General features: G+C 62.2%; 20 protein-coding genes. 8 read left to right on the top strand and 12 right to left on the bottom strand.

The genetic code is table 11. The features are described from left to right. Window positions 1-2 precede the first annotated feature (2 nt). A complete protein-coding gene (locus tag LB568_RS19140; protein ID WP_224730993.1) occupies window positions 3-644 on the bottom strand; it encodes a TetR/AcrR family transcriptional regulator in 642 nt (213 codons plus the stop codon). Window positions 645-770: 126 nt separating this feature from the next. Here LB568_RS19140 and LB568_RS19135 point away from each other — a divergent pair, with 126 nt between their 5' ends. The 3 genes from LB568_RS19135 (at window position 771) to LB568_RS19125 (ending at window position 2,280) form a co-directional block, all read left to right on the top strand. Then, window positions 771-1,193: a hypothetical protein gene (locus LB568_RS19135; protein ID WP_013894635.1), complete on the top strand. Its 423-nt coding sequence runs from the start codon at window positions 771-773 to the stop codon at window positions 1,191-1,193. A 19-nt stretch (window positions 1,194-1,212) separates the two neighbouring features. Continuing rightward, complete coding sequence (locus LB568_RS19130) at window positions 1,213-1,608, top strand: VOC family protein (RefSeq protein ID WP_224730992.1); 396 nt, start codon at window positions 1,213-1,215, stop codon at window positions 1,606-1,608. Between the two features lie 105 nt (window positions 1,609-1,713). After that, window positions 1,714-2,280 (top strand): methyltransferase family protein, encoded by a 567-nt coding sequence (locus LB568_RS19125; protein WP_013894633.1) that lies wholly within the window; start codon window positions 1,714-1,716, stop codon window positions 2,278-2,280. 21 nt (window positions 2,281-2,301) lie between these two features. Here the strand turns inward: LB568_RS19125 and LB568_RS19120 are convergent, their stop codons facing one another. The 6 genes from LB568_RS19120 to ettA form a co-directional block, all read right to left on the bottom strand. Beyond that, a complete protein-coding gene (locus tag LB568_RS19120) occupies window positions 2,302-3,423 on the bottom strand; it encodes a beta-ketoacyl-ACP synthase III (protein WP_013894632.1) in 1,122 nt (373 codons plus the stop codon). A 131-nt stretch (window positions 3,424-3,554) separates the two neighbouring features. After that, window positions 3,555-3,704, bottom strand: a complete 150-nt coding sequence (locus LB568_RS19115) for a hypothetical protein (protein WP_224730991.1) — start codon at window positions 3,702-3,704, stop codon at window positions 3,555-3,557. 430 nt (window positions 3,705-4,134) lie between these two features. Continuing rightward, a complete protein-coding gene (gene tam, locus LB568_RS19110) occupies window positions 4,135-4,929 on the bottom strand; it encodes a trans-aconitate 2-methyltransferase (RefSeq protein WP_224730990.1) in 795 nt (264 codons plus the stop codon). Next, window positions 4,926-5,192 carry a type II toxin-antitoxin system RelE family toxin gene (locus LB568_RS19105; protein WP_224730989.1) on the bottom strand — a complete coding sequence of 89 codons (267 nt, stop codon included), beginning with the start codon at window positions 5,190-5,192 and terminating at the stop codon, window positions 4,926-4,928. Before LB568_RS19105 ends, tam begins: the two co-directional genes overlap by 4 nt. Then, window positions 5,189-5,437 carry a DUF6290 family protein gene (locus tag LB568_RS19100; RefSeq protein ID WP_140576470.1) on the bottom strand — a complete coding sequence of 83 codons (249 nt, stop codon included), beginning with the start codon at window positions 5,435-5,437 and terminating at the stop codon, window positions 5,189-5,191. The genes LB568_RS19105 and LB568_RS19100 overlap by 4 nt, the downstream gene beginning before the upstream one ends. 61 nt (window positions 5,438-5,498) lie before the next feature. Beyond that, complete coding sequence (ettA, locus tag LB568_RS19095) at window positions 5,499-7,148, bottom strand: energy-dependent translational throttle protein EttA (RefSeq protein ID WP_013894629.1); 1,650 nt, start codon at window positions 7,146-7,148, stop codon at window positions 5,499-5,501. Window positions 7,149-7,347: 199 nt separating this feature from the next. Between ettA and LB568_RS19090 the strand changes: the two genes are divergently transcribed. Next, entirely contained in the window at window positions 7,348-8,220 is an 873-nt protein-coding gene (locus LB568_RS19090; RefSeq protein ID WP_224730988.1) for a DUF4365 domain-containing protein, read from the top strand. A gap of 216 nt (window positions 8,221-8,436) precedes the next feature. Beyond that, window positions 8,437-9,723, top strand: coding sequence for a sensor domain-containing diguanylate cyclase (locus tag LB568_RS19085; protein ID WP_224730987.1), 1,287 nt, complete (start codon window positions 8,437-8,439; stop codon window positions 9,721-9,723). A 50-nt stretch (window positions 9,724-9,773) separates the two neighbouring features. Here LB568_RS19085 and LB568_RS19080 read toward each other — a convergent pair whose 3' ends face one another. Next, on the bottom strand, window positions 9,774-10,781 hold the full coding sequence (locus LB568_RS19080; protein ID WP_224730986.1) for a ribonuclease T2 family protein: 1,008 nt from the start codon (window positions 10,779-10,781) through the stop codon (window positions 9,774-9,776). Window positions 10,782-10,968: 187 nt separating this feature from the next. Between LB568_RS19080 and LB568_RS19075 the strand changes: the two genes are divergently transcribed. The 3 genes from LB568_RS19075 to LB568_RS19065 all read left to right on the top strand — a co-directional run bounded on the left by LB568_RS19075 (window position 10,969) and on the right by LB568_RS19065 (window position 14,805). After that, window positions 10,969-11,901: an alpha/beta fold hydrolase gene (locus tag LB568_RS19075; protein ID WP_224730985.1), complete on the top strand. Its 933-nt coding sequence runs from the start codon at window positions 10,969-10,971 to the stop codon at window positions 11,899-11,901. An 82-nt stretch (window positions 11,902-11,983) separates the two neighbouring features. Then, on the top strand, window positions 11,984-13,159 hold the full coding sequence (locus LB568_RS19070) for a CaiB/BaiF CoA transferase family protein (protein WP_224730984.1): 1,176 nt from the start codon (window positions 11,984-11,986) through the stop codon (window positions 13,157-13,159). Then, window positions 13,156-14,805 (top strand): thiamine pyrophosphate-binding protein, encoded by a 1,650-nt coding sequence (locus LB568_RS19065; RefSeq protein ID WP_224730983.1) that lies wholly within the window; start codon window positions 13,156-13,158, stop codon window positions 14,803-14,805. Before LB568_RS19070 ends, LB568_RS19065 begins: the two co-directional genes overlap by 4 nt. A 35-nt stretch (window positions 14,806-14,840) precedes the next feature. Here LB568_RS19065 and LB568_RS19060 read toward each other — a convergent pair whose 3' ends face one another. From LB568_RS19060 to LB568_RS19045, 4 genes are all read right to left on the bottom strand, one after another. Continuing rightward, complete coding sequence (locus tag LB568_RS19060; protein WP_013894624.1) at window positions 14,841-15,281, bottom strand: CHRD domain-containing protein; 441 nt, start codon at window positions 15,279-15,281, stop codon at window positions 14,841-14,843. A 175-nt stretch (window positions 15,282-15,456) separates the two neighbouring features. After that, window positions 15,457-16,428: an ABC transporter substrate-binding protein gene (locus tag LB568_RS19055; RefSeq protein ID WP_013894623.1), complete on the bottom strand. Its 972-nt coding sequence runs from the start codon at window positions 16,426-16,428 to the stop codon at window positions 15,457-15,459. Window positions 16,429-16,468: 40 nt separating this feature from the next. Continuing rightward, window positions 16,469-17,623, bottom strand: a complete 1,155-nt coding sequence (locus LB568_RS19050; protein WP_224730982.1) for an ABC transporter permease — start codon at window positions 17,621-17,623, stop codon at window positions 16,469-16,471. After that, complete coding sequence (locus LB568_RS19045) at window positions 17,620-18,498, bottom strand: ABC transporter permease (RefSeq protein ID WP_224730981.1); 879 nt, start codon at window positions 18,496-18,498, stop codon at window positions 17,620-17,622. The genes LB568_RS19050 and LB568_RS19045 overlap by 4 nt, the downstream gene beginning before the upstream one ends. Between the last annotated feature and the right edge of the window lie 273 nt (window positions 18,499-18,771).

Genomic DNA, 18,771 nt, shown 5'->3' with positions numbered 1-18,771 from the left:
CTTCAGTCCTTGGATGACGCGCCCTGGTTTTGCCCTTCGGCCGGCAGAGCCGCAAGAGCGGTTTGGGCCAAAATACGCAACTCTTCGACCGACGCGCCATCCCGCGCCTGGATCGACATGCCGTTCATGACACCGGCGAGGTATTTGGCAAAGCCCTCGACCAAGAGAGCTTCAGGAAAGTCGCCCATCGCCCTGCCCTTGGCCAATCGTTCCGCGATCGCCGCTTCGCTCGCCTTGCGATAGGCCTTGAGTTCATCCGCAATGGCTTGCGCCTGCGGCGAGGCCGCCAACGCACCGCTGACGAACAGGCATCCGCCGGGCTTGCCGGGCCTGGAATAGGCCTCCGCCGCGCCGAGCAGCAACCGCCGGATCGCCTCGCGCGTCGGCACCGGCGCGCTCAGCGCATCCAGCGCAAAGCCGATCTCGGTCTGGTGGTAGCGCGTCAGCGCCTTGCGGAACAAGGTCTCCTTGTCGGTGAAGGCGTTGTAAATCTGCGGTGGCGTCAGCCCCATCGCCTCGCGCAGCATGGCCAGCGACGTCGCCTCATAGCCATGCTCCCAGAACAGGTGCATCGCCGCATCCAGTGCCTGATCGGCATTGAACGCACGCGGCCTGCCGCCGCGCGGCTTTTCCAAATTATCCATAGCGATCGATACGAAACCTGTTGACTCGCCTCCGACGCATAACGTACCAATCGATACGAAACATGGCAAGCCGGGAAGACAATCCGACCGGCAAGGCCGTGCAACCCGCGGACGAGGAGAGCCCGAATGCCAATCACCGTGACCGCCCCCGAAGGCGTACTGACCCCGGCCGGAGAGCGCCAAATCCTGCCACGCCTCAGCGCCGCCCTCATCGAAGCCTCCGGCGCCACCGGCAATTCCTTCTTCACCGCGATCGTCGGCGGCACGGTCCACATTTTGCCGCCTCACCACATCTATGCCGGTGGCGCCAATCGGCCGGTCGTCATGGTCGAGCTGAAATTGCCGAACATCGGCCTTGGCTCGGTCGAAGCCCGCAAGGACTTCATCTCCGCCGCCGCCGCGATTGTCGCCGAGTTCTGCGTGCCGGACCACAGACCTGAAAACACCTGGATCAACATCGTCAACGCGCCCGACGGCGGCTGGGGCATTGGTGACAGGCAATACTCAGGCGACGCGCTCATCGCAGCCGCCACCGCCGCCGCGCACTGATCTGGCAAGGAGCGGTAGGATGCGGCTCTCCCCTTCGCTGTTCTTCACCACCGGCTGCGAACCGGCATTGGCCTTCTACGAACAATGCGGTCTTGGCCGGGGGGCGATCCTGCTGCGCTGGGGCGACGACATGCCGGTGCGGACCGAGGCGATGCGCGGAAAAATTCTGCATGCGCGGTTTGAAGGTCCGGGTGTCCTGTTCCATGCCTCAGACAATGACGATGCGGAGCCGATGAAGGGCTCCGCAATGATGCTGGAGTTCGAAGACCTGGCCGTCATGCGGGAGCTGTTCGCCCGCATGGCCGTAGGCGGACGGATCACCGTGCCCCTGGCAAGGCAATATTGGGGAACCTTTTTCGGCATGCTGGTCGACGCCTTTGGCGTGCAGTGGATGTTCAGCTGTTCGGGTGAATGAGGACGAGGATCACGATCTTCTTACTGGAAATGGAACCAGCGCCGCATTGCTGCCGCGCCGAGCCGGCCTCATGGTAACGTCCAGATAAATTGACGGAGGTTCGTGATGCGCCCCGGCACGGCAATCGCGCTGCTTTGGTTGATCTGGGCGGTATCGTGGGCCGCCGCGGCGCTCTGGGCCGCCCCGGCAATGAAGCGCGCCGGCTTTCAGGCGGAGGCGCCGTACCGCGCCGTGCTGATATTCGGCACAATCCTGCTGTTCATTCCGGCGCATAACTATGTCGGCCGTTTTCGCCTGTGGTTTCCCAACCTCGCCATGGCCTGGACCTGCGTCGCGCTGATCGCCATCGGCCTCGCCTTCTCATGGTGGGCGCGGCTGCACCTTGGCCGGCTGTGGTCGGGAACGGTCACCGCCAAGGCTGAGCACCGCGTCATCGACACCGGGCCTTACGGCCTCGTTCGCCACCCGATCTACACCGGACTGCTCCTGGGAATCCTGGCCACCATGGCGACGAAAGGCACCGTCTGGGGCGTCGTCGGCGCCATCCTTTTGACCATCGGCATCGTCATGAAGGCCAAGCTCGAGGAGCGTTTCCTGCGCACAGAACTCGGAACCGCCTATGACGATTACGCCGGGCGAGTGCCGATGCTGGTGCCCTTCGCACCAGCCTGACGCGGCGGAGCGCCCTGGACGTCAGAGCATCCTGATCAGCGCACCGCCGATCGAATAGCCCGCGCCAAACGCGCAGATCAGGCCGAAATCGCCGGGCTTCATGTCGGCATGGTTCTCCGACAGCGCCACGATGGCGCCGGCGCCCGCCGTATTGCCCAGGCGCTCCAGCACCATCGGCGCACGATCGTGATCGACATCGTGGCCGAAGGACAGCTTCAAAATCATCGCGTTCATGCGCGCATTGGCCTGGTGCAGCCAGAAGCGCCGGATCGCCTGCGGCGTCAGCCCATGCTCGGCCAGGAATTCCACGATGAACTTTTGCCCGGCGACGGTGACTTCCTTGAACACCTTGTTGCCGACCTGCTTGATCAAATTGCCTTCCAGGTTGATCATGTAGGGATCGTCCTGGGCGGTGCGGGTGTGATAGCCCAGATTGGTGCGGATGTTGTTCGACATTTGCGTCCAGATGCGGGTGTCGAGCACCTCGAAGCGTCCCGGCCGCTTCTCGCCTTGGGCAAGCCCCTCCACCACCATCGACACCGAGGCGTCGCCGAAGATGAAGTGCGTCTGCCGGTCGCGGAAATTGAGATGGCCGGTGATGATTTCCGGCGTGGTCACCAGAATGCGCTTGTGCGCGCCCGAGCGCACCAGATTGACGGCCATGTGAAGCGCCGCCGCGGCGGACGAACAGCCAAGCCCCATGTCGAAGCCGGCGCCCTTCGTACCCAGGGCCTCCTGCATTTCGATGGCGATCGCCGGATAGGGCCGCTGGTGATGCGAGGCCGAACAGATGATCAGGTCGATGTCGGATGGCTGCAGCCCGGCATGGTCGAGTGCCTTCCTGGCCGAGGCGATGCCGAACTCGGCCTCCAGCGACAGCGCATCGTCCGGACGTGCCGGAATGCGCGGCGTCATACGGGTCGGATCGAGAATGCCTTCGCGCTCGATCACATGACGGGAGCGCACGCCGGAGGCATGGACGATGAAATCGCTGTCGGACTTCTGCAGCAAGGTCTCGCCGGTGCGCTCGCGCCGCGCGTTCTCCGTGTCGACCCAGCTGTTGAAGCTCTCGACCAGCTCTTCATTCGTGATGACGGCTTCAGGGATTTCAGCGCCGATGCCGCTGATGATGACGCGATGCATATTTCAGTCCGTCCCATCCGCAGGCGTTGCGGCTTCATGTGGGCGCCGAAGCGCTTCGGCGCAACCCTTTTCTCATCAGGCGGGTTTACGCCGGCTTAAACCAAAGGTTTACGCCGGCGTAAACCAGGGTTTCACCAGGTGCAGAGCTTGGTGTTGGTCTGCGGGTTGTTCCAGCACGCACCGTCATCGCGGCTGCGCACATACTGTCCCGGCAACGGCACGTTGCGGCGGCCGAGATTGACATAGCCATAGGCAAAGCCCGGCCCGTCGATCTCCAGCACATAGGTCGGATAGCCCGGCGCCGAGATGCGGAAACTGCCCGCATCGTCGATCGCCCTGTAGCTGCATGGAAATAGCCATCATCACTGGTGAAGCAGCGCGCCCGCTTGGCTTCCGCCGAAACCGAGAACGCCAGCAGCGCCGCCGCGCACACGCCAGCACCGCAAAGCACTTTCTTCAACGTCATCATTCACCCCCTGCCACGCGGGCATTTTGATCCAACGCGTTGAATTGCGCATGGCGGCGAAACCGGGTCAATCGGCTGCGACTGAAGTGGGTAATTCTTTCCTAGGGCGTGTCGAGATTCAGGTCAGGCCGAGCCGAAAATGGTGGTTTCCGAGAACCGGAGCGGAGCGTACTTTTCGTACGCGAGCACCGGAAGCGCAGGAAGCCGCCGTTTGCAGGCCGGCATCACCTGAATATCAACACGCCCTAGCCGGCCCGCTTGGCGACGATGAATATACGCGGGAAGCGCAGCAGCACTTTGCCGTTCGCGGTCTTTGGATAGGCCTTGGCGATCTTGGCCGTGTAACTGTCGAGGAACACCTTGCGCTCGTCCGCCTCAAGTGGATCGAGGAACGGCTTCAGCCCGGTCGACTTCACCCATTCGACGATCGCCTCGGCATCGGCCAGCGGATGGTTGTAAACGGTGTGCCAGATATCGAGCCGATCGGAGTGCGGCGATAAAAGGTCGTAATAGAACGACACCGGCGGCAGCGGCGCACGCGCCGCGTTTCCTATCTTTGCCGCAAACGGCACTTCAGCAGCGGTTTCCCGCATCAGACGATGCGACTCCTCGCCCATATTGTCGGGCATCTGCACAGCCAGCGCGCCGCCGGGCGCCAGAAAACCCATCAGTCCTTGGAACACCGCCGGATGCGTGGGCAACCACTGGAACACCGCATTGGCGAAGATGACGTTGACCGGCTCGACCGGCTTCCATGTCGCGGCATCGGCCAGATCGAAGGTCACGTTGGGCAGGCGCGCCCTCGCCTTTTCGATCATGTCGGGAGAAGTGTCGAAGCCGCGCACCTCGGCATCCGGCCAGCGCTCGACCAGCAATTCGGTCGAGTTGCCCGGCCCGCAGCCGATATCGACGACCCGGCGCGGGAAGTCGACCGGCACTTGCGCAACCAGATCCCGCGCGGGCCGCGTGCGCTCATCCTCGAATTTCAGATATTGGGCGGCGGACCAGTCGGGCTTTTGTGAAGCGGCGGTATGGTTCATCGATAGACCTCGCGACGGTTACCTACTTCCACCACCAGGACGACAAGTCTGCTGTCATGGAACTGAGCAATGATCCTGTAGTCACCGACGCGAAAGCGCCAAGCCTCTTCCTTGGTCGCTGTCAGGCGCTTGGCAAGCGCCCTCGGATTGGGATGCGCTGAAACTCTCTGATTCAAGAACTCCAGGATGCGCCGTTGATCTTTCGTCGAAAACCGCTCGATGTCTCTCTCGGCGCGCCGGGTGAACTCGACGCGCCAAGTCATTCAGCGGCAGGCTTCTTCCTGCGCTCCTCGACTTCACGACGTTCAAGCTTGCTGATCATCTCCTTCAGCGGAATGCGAACACCGTCATCATCTTTCAGGCGTTCGTCCGCGATCTTGGCGTCCTGCCAATCCTCAATAGCCTCAAGGATCGCATCGACTGCGACCTGATCGGCTGTTCGACCGCTGGCCTTGGCCATGTCGGCCAGTAGCTTCTCGGTCTTTGGCGGCAGTTTGACTGTGATCATGGAAAGCTCCGTCAGCCCAATTTAGGTCAAACGACGATCCCTCGCAACGATCTCCAGCCCCTTACCGCGTCAGCCTCTTATACGTCATACGGTGTGGGTTGACGGCTTCGGGGCCGAGCCGGCGGATCTTGTCCTGCTCGTAATCCTCGAAATTGCCTTCGAACCATTCGACATGGCTGTCGCCCTCGAAGGCGAGGATGTGCGTCGCCAGACGGTCCAGGAACATGCGATCATGCGAGATGATGACCGCGCAGCCGCCGAAATTTTCCAGCGCGTCTTCGAGCGCCGCCAGCGTTTCCGTATCGAGATCGTTGGTCGGTTCGTCGAGCAGCAGCACATTGCCGCCTGTCTTCAGCATCTTGGCCAGGTGCACGCGGTTGCGCTGGCCGCCGGAGAGGTTGCCGACCTTCTGCTGCTGGTCGCCGCCACGGAAGTTGAACGACGCGCAATAGGCGCGGGTGTTGGCCTCGAACTTGCCGAGCTTGACCACTTCGGCGCCACCCGAAATTTCTTCCCAGACGGTCTTCGACGGATCGAGAGCGTCGCGGCTCTGGTCGACATAGCCGAGCTTGACCGTCTCGCCGACGCGGATCGTGCCGGCATCGGGCTTTTCCTGGCCGGTGATCATGCGGAACAGCGTCGTCTTGCCGGCGCCGTTCGGGCCGATGACACCGACGATACCGCCCGGCGGCAGCTTGAATTCCAGTCCGTCGATCAGCAGCGTGTCGCCAAAGCCCTTGGACAGGCCGTCGACCTCGATCACCACATTGCCGAGCCGCTCACCGTGCGGGATGACGATCTGGGTATCGCTCGGTCGCCGCTTGTCGGCTGCATCCAACAGGTCCTGGAAGGCCTGGATACGCGCCTTGGACTTGGTCTGGCGGGCCTTCGGGCTCGACTGGATCCACTCGCGCTCGCGGCCGATGGCGCGCTGGCGGGCGTCGTCCTCGCGGCCTTCCTGCTTGAGGCGCTTGGCCTTGGCTTCGAGATATTTGGTGTAATTGCCCTCATAGGGAATGCCGCGGCCGCGATCGAGTTCGAGGATCCAGCCGGTGACATTGTCGAGGAAGTAGCGATCGTGGGTGATGATCATCACGGCGCCCGGATAGGCGCGCAGATGCTTTTCCAGCCACGCCGTGGTTTCGGCGTCGAGATGGTTGGTCGGTTCGTCGAGCAGCAGAAGGTCGGGCTGGCGCAGCAGCAACTGGCAGAGCGCGACGCGGCGGCGCTCGCCGCCCGAAAGCTTGGTGACTTCGGAATCCTTGGGCGGGCAGCCCAGCGCTTCCATGGCCATTTCGACCTGCTGTTCGAGATCCCACAGGTTCAGCCGGTCCATCTCGTCCTGGAGTTTGGCCGACTCGTCGGCCGTCTCGTCGGAATAGTTCATCATCAATTCGTTGTAGCGCTCGATGATGGCGGTCTTGGCGGCGACGCCTTCCATGATGTTCTCGAACACCGTCTTCTTCGGGTCGAGCGCCGGCTCCTGCGCCAGGTAACCGACAGTGGCGCCTTCGGCGAGCCACGCCTCGCCGCTCCACTCCTTGTCGATGCCGGCCATGATCTTGAGGATCGTCGACTTGCCGGCGCCGTTCGGGCCCAGAATGCCGATCTTGGCGTCGGGATAGAAGGACAGATGGACATTCTCGAGCACCTTCTTGGTGCCGTAGGCCTTGTTGAGGCCGGCCATGTGATAGATGAACTGGCGTGCCACGCGCGCTTTCCCTGAAAATTGACTGGCCCAGAAAAACTGACTGGATTTGTCGAATTGAATGGAGGTTGGCCGCTATGTAGGCGATGCGCGGCGTTGACGCAATGCAGCTAATTTGCGCAAAACTTACGCCATCGGCCACGAGACGCTCACCTTTCAAATTCTACGAACATAGGCAGCCGAGTACGATGGAGCTAAACAAATGAGACCCGACAGCCATCGAACGGGAGACGTCGGCGCGAGCAAGGTCAGAACCTTGTTTCTGGAATCCGGTTGGGTGGTCAACGACATAGTATCGGACTATGGCGAAGACGTCGTAATTCAACCTTCTCGGTTAGGTGTCGTCGAAAAACATCGTGTTTATGTTCAGATAAAAACTATATCAGACGATCGAAACCGAGCAATATCTATAAAATCAGAGGATGCATTTGTGTGGCAATTCTCTAAAGAGCCATTTCTCCTTGTAGCTTGGTCAATATCATCTAATTCAGCAAGGTATATTTGGATCAACAGAGAACGCGATCCCAAAAGATACGTTGCGGAGAAAAAGACCGTTTCGTTTCAGTGGAGAAATATGCACGACCTCTCACCGAAGGCTATCCTCCACATTGAAGCGGAAGCTAGGAACTGGCACTATAGCGAAATCCTTTCAAGCCTCGCGCGATTCATAGAAGAAAATGGCGGTTATAAAAAAAGAGACTCATCTCGATCAAATATTGACGCAAAGCAGGCCGCCGCGAGAATAGCGTGTATAATGCTGGAGAAAGATGGGGTATTTCTCAAAAAAGGTAAGAACTATTATGCAAATATATACTATATATTGAAGTATATAGACACACTTGTTGTGGAGAACGATTTATTGTGCAAATCAACTGGAAAAAGATATCGATTTAATAGTTTATGGTGGTCAGTTGGCATTGTTAGGCACGCATGGAATGACCTGTACGGCAACGAGCCATCGCCGGGAATATATTGGAGTCTTGTCAATTCTGTTGAGGCACTGATCGGGCAGAATCCCGCATTTAGGCGCCTGATCGGTGGTCGTAGAAGACAAATTTTGGATGCCGAACCCTAGTACGCGCTCATCATCACAAATTTGTCAGGCTATCCGCCTGTTCTAGCATGGGAGAAAGTCATCCATGGGTGAAGCGCTTTCATGGGACCGCACCCACCCATTTTCCACAACCAATCGTCCAACTGAAATCTCCGGTTAACCGTTCGGCGTCAAAACAGGATCGGGTGGGAATCGACGGCTTGCCGCGATTTCGGGAAAGAGATCGGATCGACGGCAGTGCTGAACAGTTTCCTGCTCCTTGCCGAGGCGGTCGTCTACTTCAGCGTCATGGTGACGCTTTTCCGGTTCCGCAAGCGCATTGGCCTTGGCGTCTTCGTCTGCGCGCTCGGCGTCATGCATTTCCTCGAGACCTACCTCGCCAGCGTCTTTTACGTCGCCTTGCCGTTCGGCATGGTCTCGCCGGGCTCGGCTGTGCTGTTTTCGGGCAAGCTGGTGATGCTGCTCCTGCTCTACATGAAGGAGGACGCCGCCACCGTGCGCCAGCCGATCTACGGCCTTTTGCTCGGCAATGCGCTGATGATCGGGCTGGTGCTGCTCTTGCGCCTGCACGCCATCGCACCGCTCCCCGACGGCAGGCTGCCCGATATCGGCTTCATCGACGAGATGGGCTGGCTGATGGTGTGGGGCACGACGCTGCTGTTCATCGACGCCATCCTGATCATCCTGCTCTACGAAAAGCTCGGACGCAGCCTGCGCAAGGCGCAGTTCGCGCGCATCCTGATTTGCGTCGCCTGCGTGCTGACCTTCGACCAGGTGGGCTTCTTCACCGCATTGCATTTCGTCGCCGGCGCGCCAATCGCGGTCTTCTTCGGCGGCTGGTTCGCCAAGATGGCGGCGGCGCTGACCTTCAGCGCCATGCTCGTGGCCTACCTCAGATGGTTCGAGGCCCGCGAGATTTCGGTTCCGCGTGGACTGACTGACATCTTCGACACGCTGACCTATCGCGAACGCTATGAAGCGCTGGTCGAGCATGTCGGCCGCGACGGCCTGACCGGCCTGCTGCACCGCGGGCGCTTCGACGCCGACGGCGAAGCTGCCGTCGAGGTCAGCCTGCGCACCGCCAGGCCGCTCAGCCTGCTGATCATCGACGTCGACCATTTCAAGTCGATCAACGACCGCTTCGGCCACGCCGAGGGCGACAAGGTGCTGAAAGCGGTGGCGACGCTGCTTCGCGAGGTGGCCAGCGCCGAGGATCAGGTGTTCCGGATCGGCGGCGAGGAATTCGCCATCCTGAGTTCGCGGCCGCATTCGGTCGCCCGGCTGTTCGGCGAAAGCATCCGCCACGCGGTCAAGGCGTCGGCGGCCACCAGCCGCTTCGAACTGACCGTCAGCGCCGGCGTTTCCAGTGTCGGCGAGACGACCCATTGCCTTGCCGACCTGTTCGCGCTCGCCGACCAGCGCCTCTACAAGGCGAAGTCGACCGGCCGCGACCGCGTCATCGGCGAGCCGGGCGGCCATGAGCCCGACACCACCGTCGCATGGACCAGATCCGCGCAGATCTAGCTCTGTTTGTTTGTTGCGACTTTCGCTGCGGCTGGCGCGGCGACAGCCCGTCACTGGAACCCGATCGCGTCGACGGTGCCGGTCGGGCAACCGGCCTTGTTGGTCGGCACCGAGGCCAGCAGCAAATCCTTGAGCGAGCTGTTCGGGCCGATCGGGCCGGCAAGGCCGAGCGTCAGTTCGCCGATCAGCCGCCTGCCGCTCGACGGATCGATGACGCAGGAGACGCGCACGCGGTCCCCCGCCCCAGCGCCGAACGCGGTGTCGAAGGCGCCGCGGATCTGGTCCGCCGTCAGCTTGCCGCCGATGCTCTTGGCGAAGAGATCACGCACCGGAGAGCCGTTCACCTGTCGCATCAGGCCGAGCGCGTCGGAAAAATACTCCTGCTGGGTTTTGCCGTAGCAGGTGCCGTGCTTGATCCATTCATGTCGCTCGAGCTGGGAAGCCGTGCCCGGCATGACCTTGTTGAGCTCCGCGCGCGTGCCCGCGTCCAGATTGACAGGCGGAAGATCCTTCCAGTGACCCGGATTGTCATTGGCCTTGTCGCTTGCCGGCACCTGGCAATAGAAATTGCCGTTTGGCTGCGGCCACAGGCCGTGCAAGGTGAAATTGGTGGCGTCGAATTCGCTCGGGCTCTGCGCCCTGCATTCGGTCTTGTTCGACTTGGTCTCGCAAAACGCCGGCTGCCAGCTCAAAGCGAAGACATATTCGGGCTTTCCGGAAGCGGCAGGCTTGCCTTGCCCGCCCGGTGCTGCCGGCGTTGTTGCGGCACTGCTGCCTGAGAGGTGACCGCAGGAAACCTTCACCCACCGGCGCTCCGGATCGGCGCCCGGCACCTGGATGAGGTAGTGCGTCGGCGTGTCCTTGTTGCCGGCAAGCAACTGGTAGCTCTTTCCGGCATCGGTCGACACGTTGCCGGGGTTCTTGCCGTTCTTGATGGCCTGTGTCGCCGGACAGGAGGCATCGGCGACGAAGGTGCCGCTCATCTTGACGTCGGCATGCGCGGCACCGGTCAGTGATGCCGCCAGCAAGGCCAATCCGAAAACGACACCAATGCGCATGAGAAATCCCCGGCTGAAGAAGTGGGCGACAGACTGAAGCTGTCTCCATGTCAGAATTGCGATATTTTGCTGGCCAAACGCAAGAAACATCGTCGTGTGAAAGCAGGCAAGGCGGATTGACGCAAAACCGGCACCGGCGCAAACAAGGTGCTGTAACAGACAGGACACGGGTGGGGACCGGGCGGCCATGCCATTCAGCCAGCAGCGCTTGGTTCGTTCGCCGACCGGCGCCGACCTCAATCTCCTGGTCAGGCACGCCGACGGCCCGCCAAGGGCAGTCATCCACATCAACCACGGTCTGGCCGAACATGCCGCGCGCTATGCCCGTTTCGCCGACTTCCTCGCCGAGCGTGGTTTCCACGTCTATGTCCACGACCATCGTGGCCATGGCGCGACCAAGGCGCCCGATGCGCCGCTCGGCAAATTCGCAGACAAGAACGGACCGTCCAAGGTGATCTCCGATGTCGACGCCATCCACGATCTCATCGCCAGCGAATGCCCAAACCTTCCGGTCATCCTCTTCGGTCACTCGATGGGCGCGTCCGTGGCGCTGAACTACCTTTTGGCCCATTCGCCCCGCGTCCATGCCGCCGCGATCTGGAACGGCAATTTTTCACAAGGGCTGCTTGGGCAGGCAGCACTCGGCATGCTCGCCTGGGAACGGATGCGGCTAGGCTCCGACGTCCCGTCGCGCCTGCTGCCGAAACTCACCTTCCAAGCCTGGGGCAAGGCAGTGCCCAACCACCGCACATTGTTCGACTGGCTGTCGCGCGACAAGGCCGAGGTGGCCAAATACATCGCCGATCCGCTGTGCGGCTGGGACGCCTCTGTCTCGATGTGGCGCGACGTGGTCTCTATGGCGCTGAATGGCGGTAAGGATGCCGGCTTTGCCGGTATCCGGCGCGACCTTCCCGTCGCCATTGTCGGCGGTGAGAAGGACCCGGCTTCCGACTACGGCAAGGGCGTCACCCATCTCGCTGACCGCATGCGCAGGATGGGCTTTTCGAATCTCGTTTCAAAGGTTTACGCCGACACCCGCCATGAAAGCCTGAACGAGGTCAACCGCGATGTCATCATGGACGATTTCGCCGCCTGGGCCGACGGCGTGCTGAAGGGTTGAAAGGGTTTGGCCCATCGCAAGGGCCGTGACAGCGGCACAAGGTGTTGATAGAGGCTGCGGTTCCGACCAATTCTGGTGATTTATGGCCGAACCACCCCTGAAAGGCGTCCGCGTCGTCGAACTCGCCCGCATCCTTGCCGGGCCCTGGGCCGGGCAGCTGCTTGCCGATCTCGGCGCCGATGTCATCAAGGTCGAAAGCCCCGATGGCGGCGACGACACCCGCAAATGGGGACCGCCCTTCGTCATGAGCCATGACGGCGAAAACTTGTCGGCTGCCTATTACCATTCCTGCAATCGCGGCAAGCGTTCGATCGCCGTCGACTTCTCGACACCGGAAGGTGCCGAGACAGTGCGCCGGCTGGTCGCCACCTCTGACGTGCTGATCGAGAACTTCAAGGTCGGCGGGCTCAGGAAATACGGGCTCGACTATGACAGCCTGCGCAAGACAAACCCGCGCCTCGTCTATTGCTCGATCACCGGCTTTGGCCAGGATGGGCCCTATGCGCCACGCGCCGGCTACGACTTCATCATTCAGGCCATGGCCGGCATGATGTCGATCACCGGTGAGGCCGGCCGCGAACCGCAAAAGGCCGGCGTCGCCATCTCCGATATCTTCACCGGCCTTTATTCCGTCATCGCCATCCAGGCAGCCCTGCGCCATGCTGAGCAAACCGGCGAAGGCCAGCACATCGACATGGCGCTGTTCGACACCCAGATCTCGGCGCTCGGCAACCAGAACCTCAACTATCTCGTCTCCGGCAAGTCGCCGGTGCAGATGGGCAACGCGCATATGAACATCGCCCCCTACGAGGTGGTGCCGGTCCGGGACGGCCACATCATCCTGGCGGTCGGCAATGACGGCCAGTTCGCCAAATTCTGTGCCGCCATCGGGTTGGACGAATTGCCGGCAAATCCGGATTTCGCCACCAATCCGGCGCGGGTCGCCAACCGGGTCAAGCTGCGCGAGCACATGATCGAGGCGCTGAAAAGCTGGGATCGAGACCCGCTGCTGGCCAAGCTGGAAGCGGCGAGCGTGCCGGCGAGCCCGATCAACACGATCGGCCAGATGTTCGCCGACCCGCAGACCATTGCGCGCGGCATGCGGCTCGACCTCGACGACGGCCACGGCAACCGCCTGCCTTCGGTGCGCGCGCCGATGGTGATGTCCGGCACACCGCTCGTCTATGAGCGCCCCTCGCCGCGCCTCGGCGAGCACACGCAAGAAATCCTTGCCGAACTGGAGAGGTCTGGGAAATGAAGACCGGCGGACAACTCATCGTCGACGCGCTCGAAGCCAACGGCACCGACCGCATCTATTGCGTGCCCGGCGAATCCTATCTCGCGGTGCTCGACGCGCTGCATGATTCCAAGATCCGCACCATCGTTTGCCGCCAGGAAGGCGGTGCGGCGATGATGGCCGACTGCCATGGCCGGTTGACTGGTAAGCCAGGCATCTGCTTTGTCACCCGCGGCCCCGGCGCCACCAATGCGTCGGCCGGCATCCACATCGCCATGCAGGATTCGATACCCGTCATCCTGTTCATCGGCCAGGTCGCCAGCCATGCCAAGGAGCGCGAGGCCTTCCAGGAGGTGGATTACAAGAGGTTCTTCGGCGATATCGCCAAATGGGTGGTCGAGATCGACGATGCCTCGCGCATCCCCGAATTCGTCACCCGCGCCTTCGCGGTGGCGACATCGGGCCGCCCCGGTCCCGTGGTCATCTCGCTGCCCGAGGACATGCTGACCAGCGTCGTCGAAGCGCCCATCGCCTTGCCGCACACGCCCGTTGAAACCCGGCCGGGGGAAGCCGAACTCGGTGCACTGGAAACACTGCTGGGCAAAGCCAAGCGTCCCTTCGTCATTCTCGGCGGAACGCGCTGGGACGCGGAGGCCGTGGCACGGATACGCGCGATCGCCGAAGCGTGGTCGCTGCCGGTCGGCTGCTCCTTCCGCCGCCAGATGCTGTTCGATCACCTGCATCCGAACTATGCCGGCGATGTCGGCATCGGCATCAACCCGAAACTGGCCACCGCCATCAAGCAAGCCGACCTCGTGCTGTTGATCGGCGGTCGCATGGGCGAGATGCCATCCTCCGACTACACGCTGCTGAAAAGCCCTTACCCCGACCAGACGCTGGTGCATGTCCATGCCGATGCCGGCGAACTCGGCCGCGTCTACCGGCCGACATTGGCGATCAACGCTTCGCCTTCTGCCTTCGTCGAAGCCTTTGCCAAGCGCAAGCCGGCTGCGGCGCCGAGCTGGGCCGATGAGACCGCCAAACTGCACGCCGCCTATCTCGACTGGTCGACACCGCCGGAGAGCGGCCCCGGCCCGGTCCAGATGGGGCCGATCATGAATTATCTGGAGAAGATGCTTCCCGACGACGCCATCCTCACCAATGGCGCCGGCAATTACGCGACCTGGGTGCATCGCTTCCACCGCTTCCGCCGCTTCGCCACTCAAGGTGCGCCGACATCGGGCTCGATGGGCTATGGCACGCCGGCCGCGGTCGCCGCCAAGGATCTGTTCCCGGACCGCACCGTCGTGGCCTTCGCCGGTGACGGCTGCTTCCTGATGAACGGGCAGGAATTCGCCACCGCGGTCCAGTACGACCTGCCGATCGTCGTCGTGGTCGTCAACAACGGCATCTACGGCACCATCCGCATGCATCAGGAGCGCGAATATCCCGGCCGGGTGGTCGCCACCGATCTCAACAACCCCGACTTCGCAGCCTTGGCCCGCGCCTATGGCGGCCATGGCGAGACGGTGGAGAGGACGGCGGATTTTGCAGCCGCCTTCGAGCGTGCCCGCGCCAGCGGCAAGCCGGCCATCGTCGAAATCCGGCTCGATCCGGAGGCGATCACACCGACCCGGACAATGACGCAGATCCGCGACAAGAGCTAAGGCGAAAGGCAGCCTGCTGCCTCTCGCCGACTACGCTACATCGCCTTTTCGATCTGCCCGCGGATCTCGCCGTCCGGGTTAGCCTTGGTGTGGACATTGACGTAATATTTGCCGGCCTCCAGATCGGCTGCCTGCGCATCGGTGAGCGTCGCCGACCCCTTGATCGGGCTCTTCAGCTTTTTGAATGGGATGACGGGGTCCGCATTCGCGCCCATCGCCGCCGGGCCATGAATGTGCGCGGCCGAAGCCGGCCCGCTGAGGCCGGAATACTTGACGTTCCAGCTGAGCTTTTTCTTGGTGGTGTCGAAGGTGAGGGTGGCGGTGCCCTTGCCCTTGGTGGTGACGGGCGGGCTCTGCTGGCTGCCGTCGAGCGTCGCCTTGTATTTCACCGTCTCGGCGAGAGCCGGGGACACGAACAGGAAAGCAGTCGAAACGGCCAGCGCCGAAAGCACTGGCAATAGGGAGTGTGTGCGCATGAAAAACCTCCGATGGGCTGTCGCATCCGTCGCGTCCCCCCGACGCGCGCATGCCGCAACTTGAACGGCTGGGCGGCGCAATGTATCCACGCACACGGTTTTGTGACCGCTCGCCACGAAAAAGGGGCGGTCGCCCGCCCCTTCTCAAACATGTGCAAGAGGCAGCTCGTGCCGCTTACTTGACCGCCTTGTCGGTGATCGCGGTCGTGTAGGCGCCGGTCGGCTCCTTGGTGATGATCTTCTGGTCGAGCAGCGCCTTGGCGGTGCGCTCGTAGGTCGCCGGATCGAGCTTGCCGTCGGCGTTATCGATCAGCTTGGCGACTTCGCTCATCATGCGCTTCTGGTGGTTCTCGTCCTGGCCGCCGCCGTCCATGACGATGCCTGCGGCTTCGTCATTGTTGTCGATGGCGTATTTCCAGCCCTTCATCGAGGCGCGCACGAAACGCACCATCTTGTCTTCGAAGGCAGGATCCTTGAGCTTGTCTTCCGAGGCGTAGAGCCCGTCCTCGAGCAGGTCGTTGCCCATCGCCGAATAATTGAAGACGGTCAGCTGTTCCGGCTTGTAGCCGGCATCGATCAGCTGCCAGTACTCGTTGTAGGTCATGACCGAGATGCAGTCCGCCTGCTTCTGGATCAGCGGCTGCACGTCGAAACTCTGCTTGAGAACGGTGACGCCGTCGGGGCCGCCATCGGTCTTGAGTCCGAGCTTGTTCATCCAGGCGTAGAACGGATATTCGTTGCCGAAGAACCAGACACCGAGCGTGTGGCCCTTGAAGTCGGCTTCGGTCTTGATCGGACCGTCCTTCGGGCAGACCAACTCCATGCCCGCCTTCTTGAACGGCTGGGCGATGTTGACCAGCGGCACGCCCTTTTCGCGGGCGGCGAGCGCACCGCCCATCCAGTCGACGATGACGTCGGCGCCACCGCCGGCGATCACCTGCTCGGGAGCGATGTCGGGACCGCCGGGCTTGATGTCGACGTCGAGACCCTCGGCCTCATAGAAACCCTTGGCCTTGGCGACATAGTAGCCGGCAAACTGGGCCTGCGTGACCCATTTCAGCTGCAACGTCACCTTGTCGGCGGCCATTGCCTGGAACGCGGCGAGCGACATCGCGCCGGCCAGAACAGGAATAATCAGTCTTTTCATTTTTTTACCCTCTGAAGTTAGTGCCCTAAACCCACCGCCCCTATCCACCACGGACAGAGGGATGCCAAAACGTGACGGCTCTTTCGACAAGAGCGACCACGCCATAAAAGACCGAACCCGCAAGTGCTGCAACTGCGATTTCGGCCCAGACCATGTCGATGTTCATCCGCCCGACCTCGGTCGAGATGCGGAAGCCCATGCCGACGACGGGCGTGCCGAAGAACTCGGCGACGATGGCGCCGATCAGCGCCAGCGTCGAGTTGATCTTCAGCGCGTTGAAGATGAAAGGTGCTGCGGCCGGCAGCCTTAACTTGATGAGCGTCGGCCAATAGCCCGACGCATAGGTGCGCATCAGGTCGCGCTCCATATGGCCGGAAGCGGCAAGGCCGGCGACCGTGTTCACCAGCATCGGGAAGAAGGTCATGATGATGACGACAGCCGCCTTGGACTGCCAGTCGAAGCCGAACCACATCACCATGATGGGCGCCACGCCGATGATCGGCAGCGCCGACACCATGTTGCCGATCGGCAGCAGCCCGCGCCGCAGGAACGGCACCCGGTCGGCCAGGATCGCGGTGATGAAGCCGGCGCCGCTGCCGACGACGTAGCCGAAGATTACCGCCTTGAAGATGGTCTGCCGGACATCGGCGCCGAGTGTCGGCAGCGAGCCCGCGATGCGCGCGCCGATGGCGCTCGGCGGCGGCAACAGGATGAAGGGAATGCCGGCGCCACGCGTTACCGCTTCCCAGATGATCAGGATCCAGGCACCGAAGATGGCCGGAATGATCAGGCGGAGCGCGGTGCGGGCCCAATTTGCCATCGGGCGAAGCCCCGACAGCACCGCCACGCAACGCCAGCCAAGCAGCCAGGCCGCCGTGAGCAGCAGAAAGTACGGTGCCAGTGCCGAGCCTTCAAAACCTGCAATGCCTGAGATCAGCAACCAGGCAACGAGATGGGCACAGGCAAACAGGACGACGGCTTCCGCAAGCGACGGAATCCTGATCATCGAGATCAGCGCCGCCACTATGGCCAAGCCAAGCATCAAGCTCTTCGTTCCGAGGTAGGGGTAATTGATGCTTGCGGTCGGGTCCGCAAGCGCTGCCGCTTCCGGCTTCGACATCGCGCCGAGCGCCACTGCGATCACGCACAGCACGATCGCCAGCACCGCTTGCCAGGATGGCTTCAGCCAGTTCATGCCGGCCTCCCGCCCATGGCGCGGTCGACGAGGCGCCCGGCAATGCCGACCACCATGACCAGAAGTGCCGCCACGATCGAACCGGCAACCAGCGCCGACCAGATGTCGATCGACTGGCTGTAATAGGCGCCGGCGAGCAGCTTGGCGCCGATGCCCGCGACCGCACCGGTCGGCAGTTCGCCGACGATGGCGCCGACCAGGCTTGCCGCCACCGCCACCTTCATCGAGGTAAACAGGAACGGCACCGATGCCGGCACGCGCAGTTTCCAGAAGGTCTGCGAGGCGCTGGCATTGTAGGTGTGCATGAGGTCGAGATGCATGATCTCGGGCGAGCGCAGACCCTTCACCATGCCCACCGTCACCGGGAAGAAGGACAGATAGGTCGAGATCATCGCCTTCGGGATCAGTCCGGTGATGCCGACCGCCGCCAGAACGACGATGATCATCGGCGCCACCGCCAGGATCGGAATCGTTTGCGAGGCGATGATCCACGGCATCAGACTGCGGTCGAGCGTCGCCACATGCACGATGCCGACGGCGATGATGATGCCGAGCGCGGTGCCGAAGGCAAAGCCGAGCAGCGTCGAGGACAGCGTCACCCAGGCATTGTAGACGAGGCTGCGGTTCGAAGTGATGGGCCGCAGAAAAGTGTTTTCGAAGAAATTCACCGCCACCTGATGCGGCGCCGGCAGCGTCGGTTTCGGCTGCGCCAGCGTCTTGCCGATGAATTCTACGGTGCCGGGGGTTTCGTTGGCACGGCTATCGAGATCGCGCTGGAACGGCGCGTTGAGGATGACGGCAAAGACGTACCAGAGCACGACCACGCCCAAGAGGATCGAGGTCACGGGGATGAGCTTGTCGCGGAAGGTGTCCATCTAGCGCTCCCCTTCTCCTCTCCCCGCCGGGGAGAGGGTGGCCGGAGCGAAGCGAAGGCCGAGCGCCTTTCTCTTCGTCATCCTAGGGCGAAGCAAGGAGCGAAGCGACGCGGCGCAGACTCTAGGATCCATGCCGCGACATTAGCCGAAGAGTGCAAACGGCTCAGAATACTCGCCAAACAGAGCGAGGCGCAGGTGGCCATATTCCGCACCGCCGCCGAGCGGAGAGGTAGCGGCATGGATCCTAGGGTCTGCGCCGCGGGGGGGGGGGGC

This window comes from Mesorhizobium sp. B263B2A (genome assembly GCF_020165775.1).
In the GTDB taxonomy this organism is placed as follows: domain Bacteria; phylum Pseudomonadota; class Alphaproteobacteria; order Rhizobiales; family Rhizobiaceae; genus Mesorhizobium; species Mesorhizobium opportunistum.
The sequence above is the reverse complement of the archived record's forward strand: the minus strand, read 5'-3'. Positions and strand labels throughout refer to the sequence as shown.

Bases quoted from the DNA above. Each gene is read 5' to 3' on its own strand.
- LB568_RS19140 (WP_224730993.1), bottom strand. From the start codon at position 644: ATGGATAATTTGGAAAAGCCGCGCGGCGGCAGGCCGCGTGCGTTCAAT.
- LB568_RS19135 (WP_013894635.1), top strand. From the start codon at position 771: ATGCCAATCACCGTGACCGCCCCCGAAGGCGTACTGACCCCGGCCGGA.
- LB568_RS19130 (WP_224730992.1), top strand. From the start codon at position 1,213: ATGCGGCTCTCCCCTTCGCTGTTCTTCACCACCGGCTGCGAACCGGCA.
- LB568_RS19125 (WP_013894633.1), top strand. From the start codon at position 1,714: ATGCGCCCCGGCACGGCAATCGCGCTGCTTTGGTTGATCTGGGCGGTA.
- LB568_RS19120 (WP_013894632.1), bottom strand. From the start codon at position 3,423: ATGCATCGCGTCATCATCAGCGGCATCGGCGCTGAAATCCCTGAAGCC.
- tam (WP_224730990.1), bottom strand. From the start codon at position 4,929: ATGAACCATACCGCCGCTTCACAAAAGCCCGACTGGTCCGCCGCCCAA.
- LB568_RS19105 (WP_224730989.1), bottom strand. From the start codon at position 5,192: ATGACTTGGCGCGTCGAGTTCACCCGGCGCGCCGAGAGAGACATCGAG.
- LB568_RS19100 (WP_140576470.1), bottom strand. From the start codon at position 5,437: ATGATCACAGTCAAACTGCCGCCAAAGACCGAGAAGCTACTGGCCGAC.
- LB568_RS19090 (WP_224730988.1), top strand. From the start codon at position 7,348: ATGAGACCCGACAGCCATCGAACGGGAGACGTCGGCGCGAGCAAGGTC.
- LB568_RS19080 (WP_224730986.1), bottom strand. From the start codon at position 10,781: ATGCGCATTGGTGTCGTTTTCGGATTGGCCTTGCTGGCGGCATCACTG.
- LB568_RS19075 (WP_224730985.1), top strand. From the start codon at position 10,969: ATGCCATTCAGCCAGCAGCGCTTGGTTCGTTCGCCGACCGGCGCCGAC.
- LB568_RS19070 (WP_224730984.1), top strand. From the start codon at position 11,984: ATGGCCGAACCACCCCTGAAAGGCGTCCGCGTCGTCGAACTCGCCCGC.
- LB568_RS19065 (WP_224730983.1), top strand. From the start codon at position 13,156: ATGAAGACCGGCGGACAACTCATCGTCGACGCGCTCGAAGCCAACGGC.
- LB568_RS19060 (WP_013894624.1), bottom strand. From the start codon at position 15,281: ATGCGCACACACTCCCTATTGCCAGTGCTTTCGGCGCTGGCCGTTTCG.
- LB568_RS19055 (WP_013894623.1), bottom strand. From the start codon at position 16,428: ATGAAAAGACTGATTATTCCTGTTCTGGCCGGCGCGATGTCGCTCGCC.
- LB568_RS19050 (WP_224730982.1), bottom strand. From the start codon at position 17,623: ATGAACTGGCTGAAGCCATCCTGGCAAGCGGTGCTGGCGATCGTGCTG.
- LB568_RS19045 (WP_224730981.1), bottom strand. From the start codon at position 18,498: ATGGACACCTTCCGCGACAAGCTCATCCCCGTGACCTCGATCCTCTTG.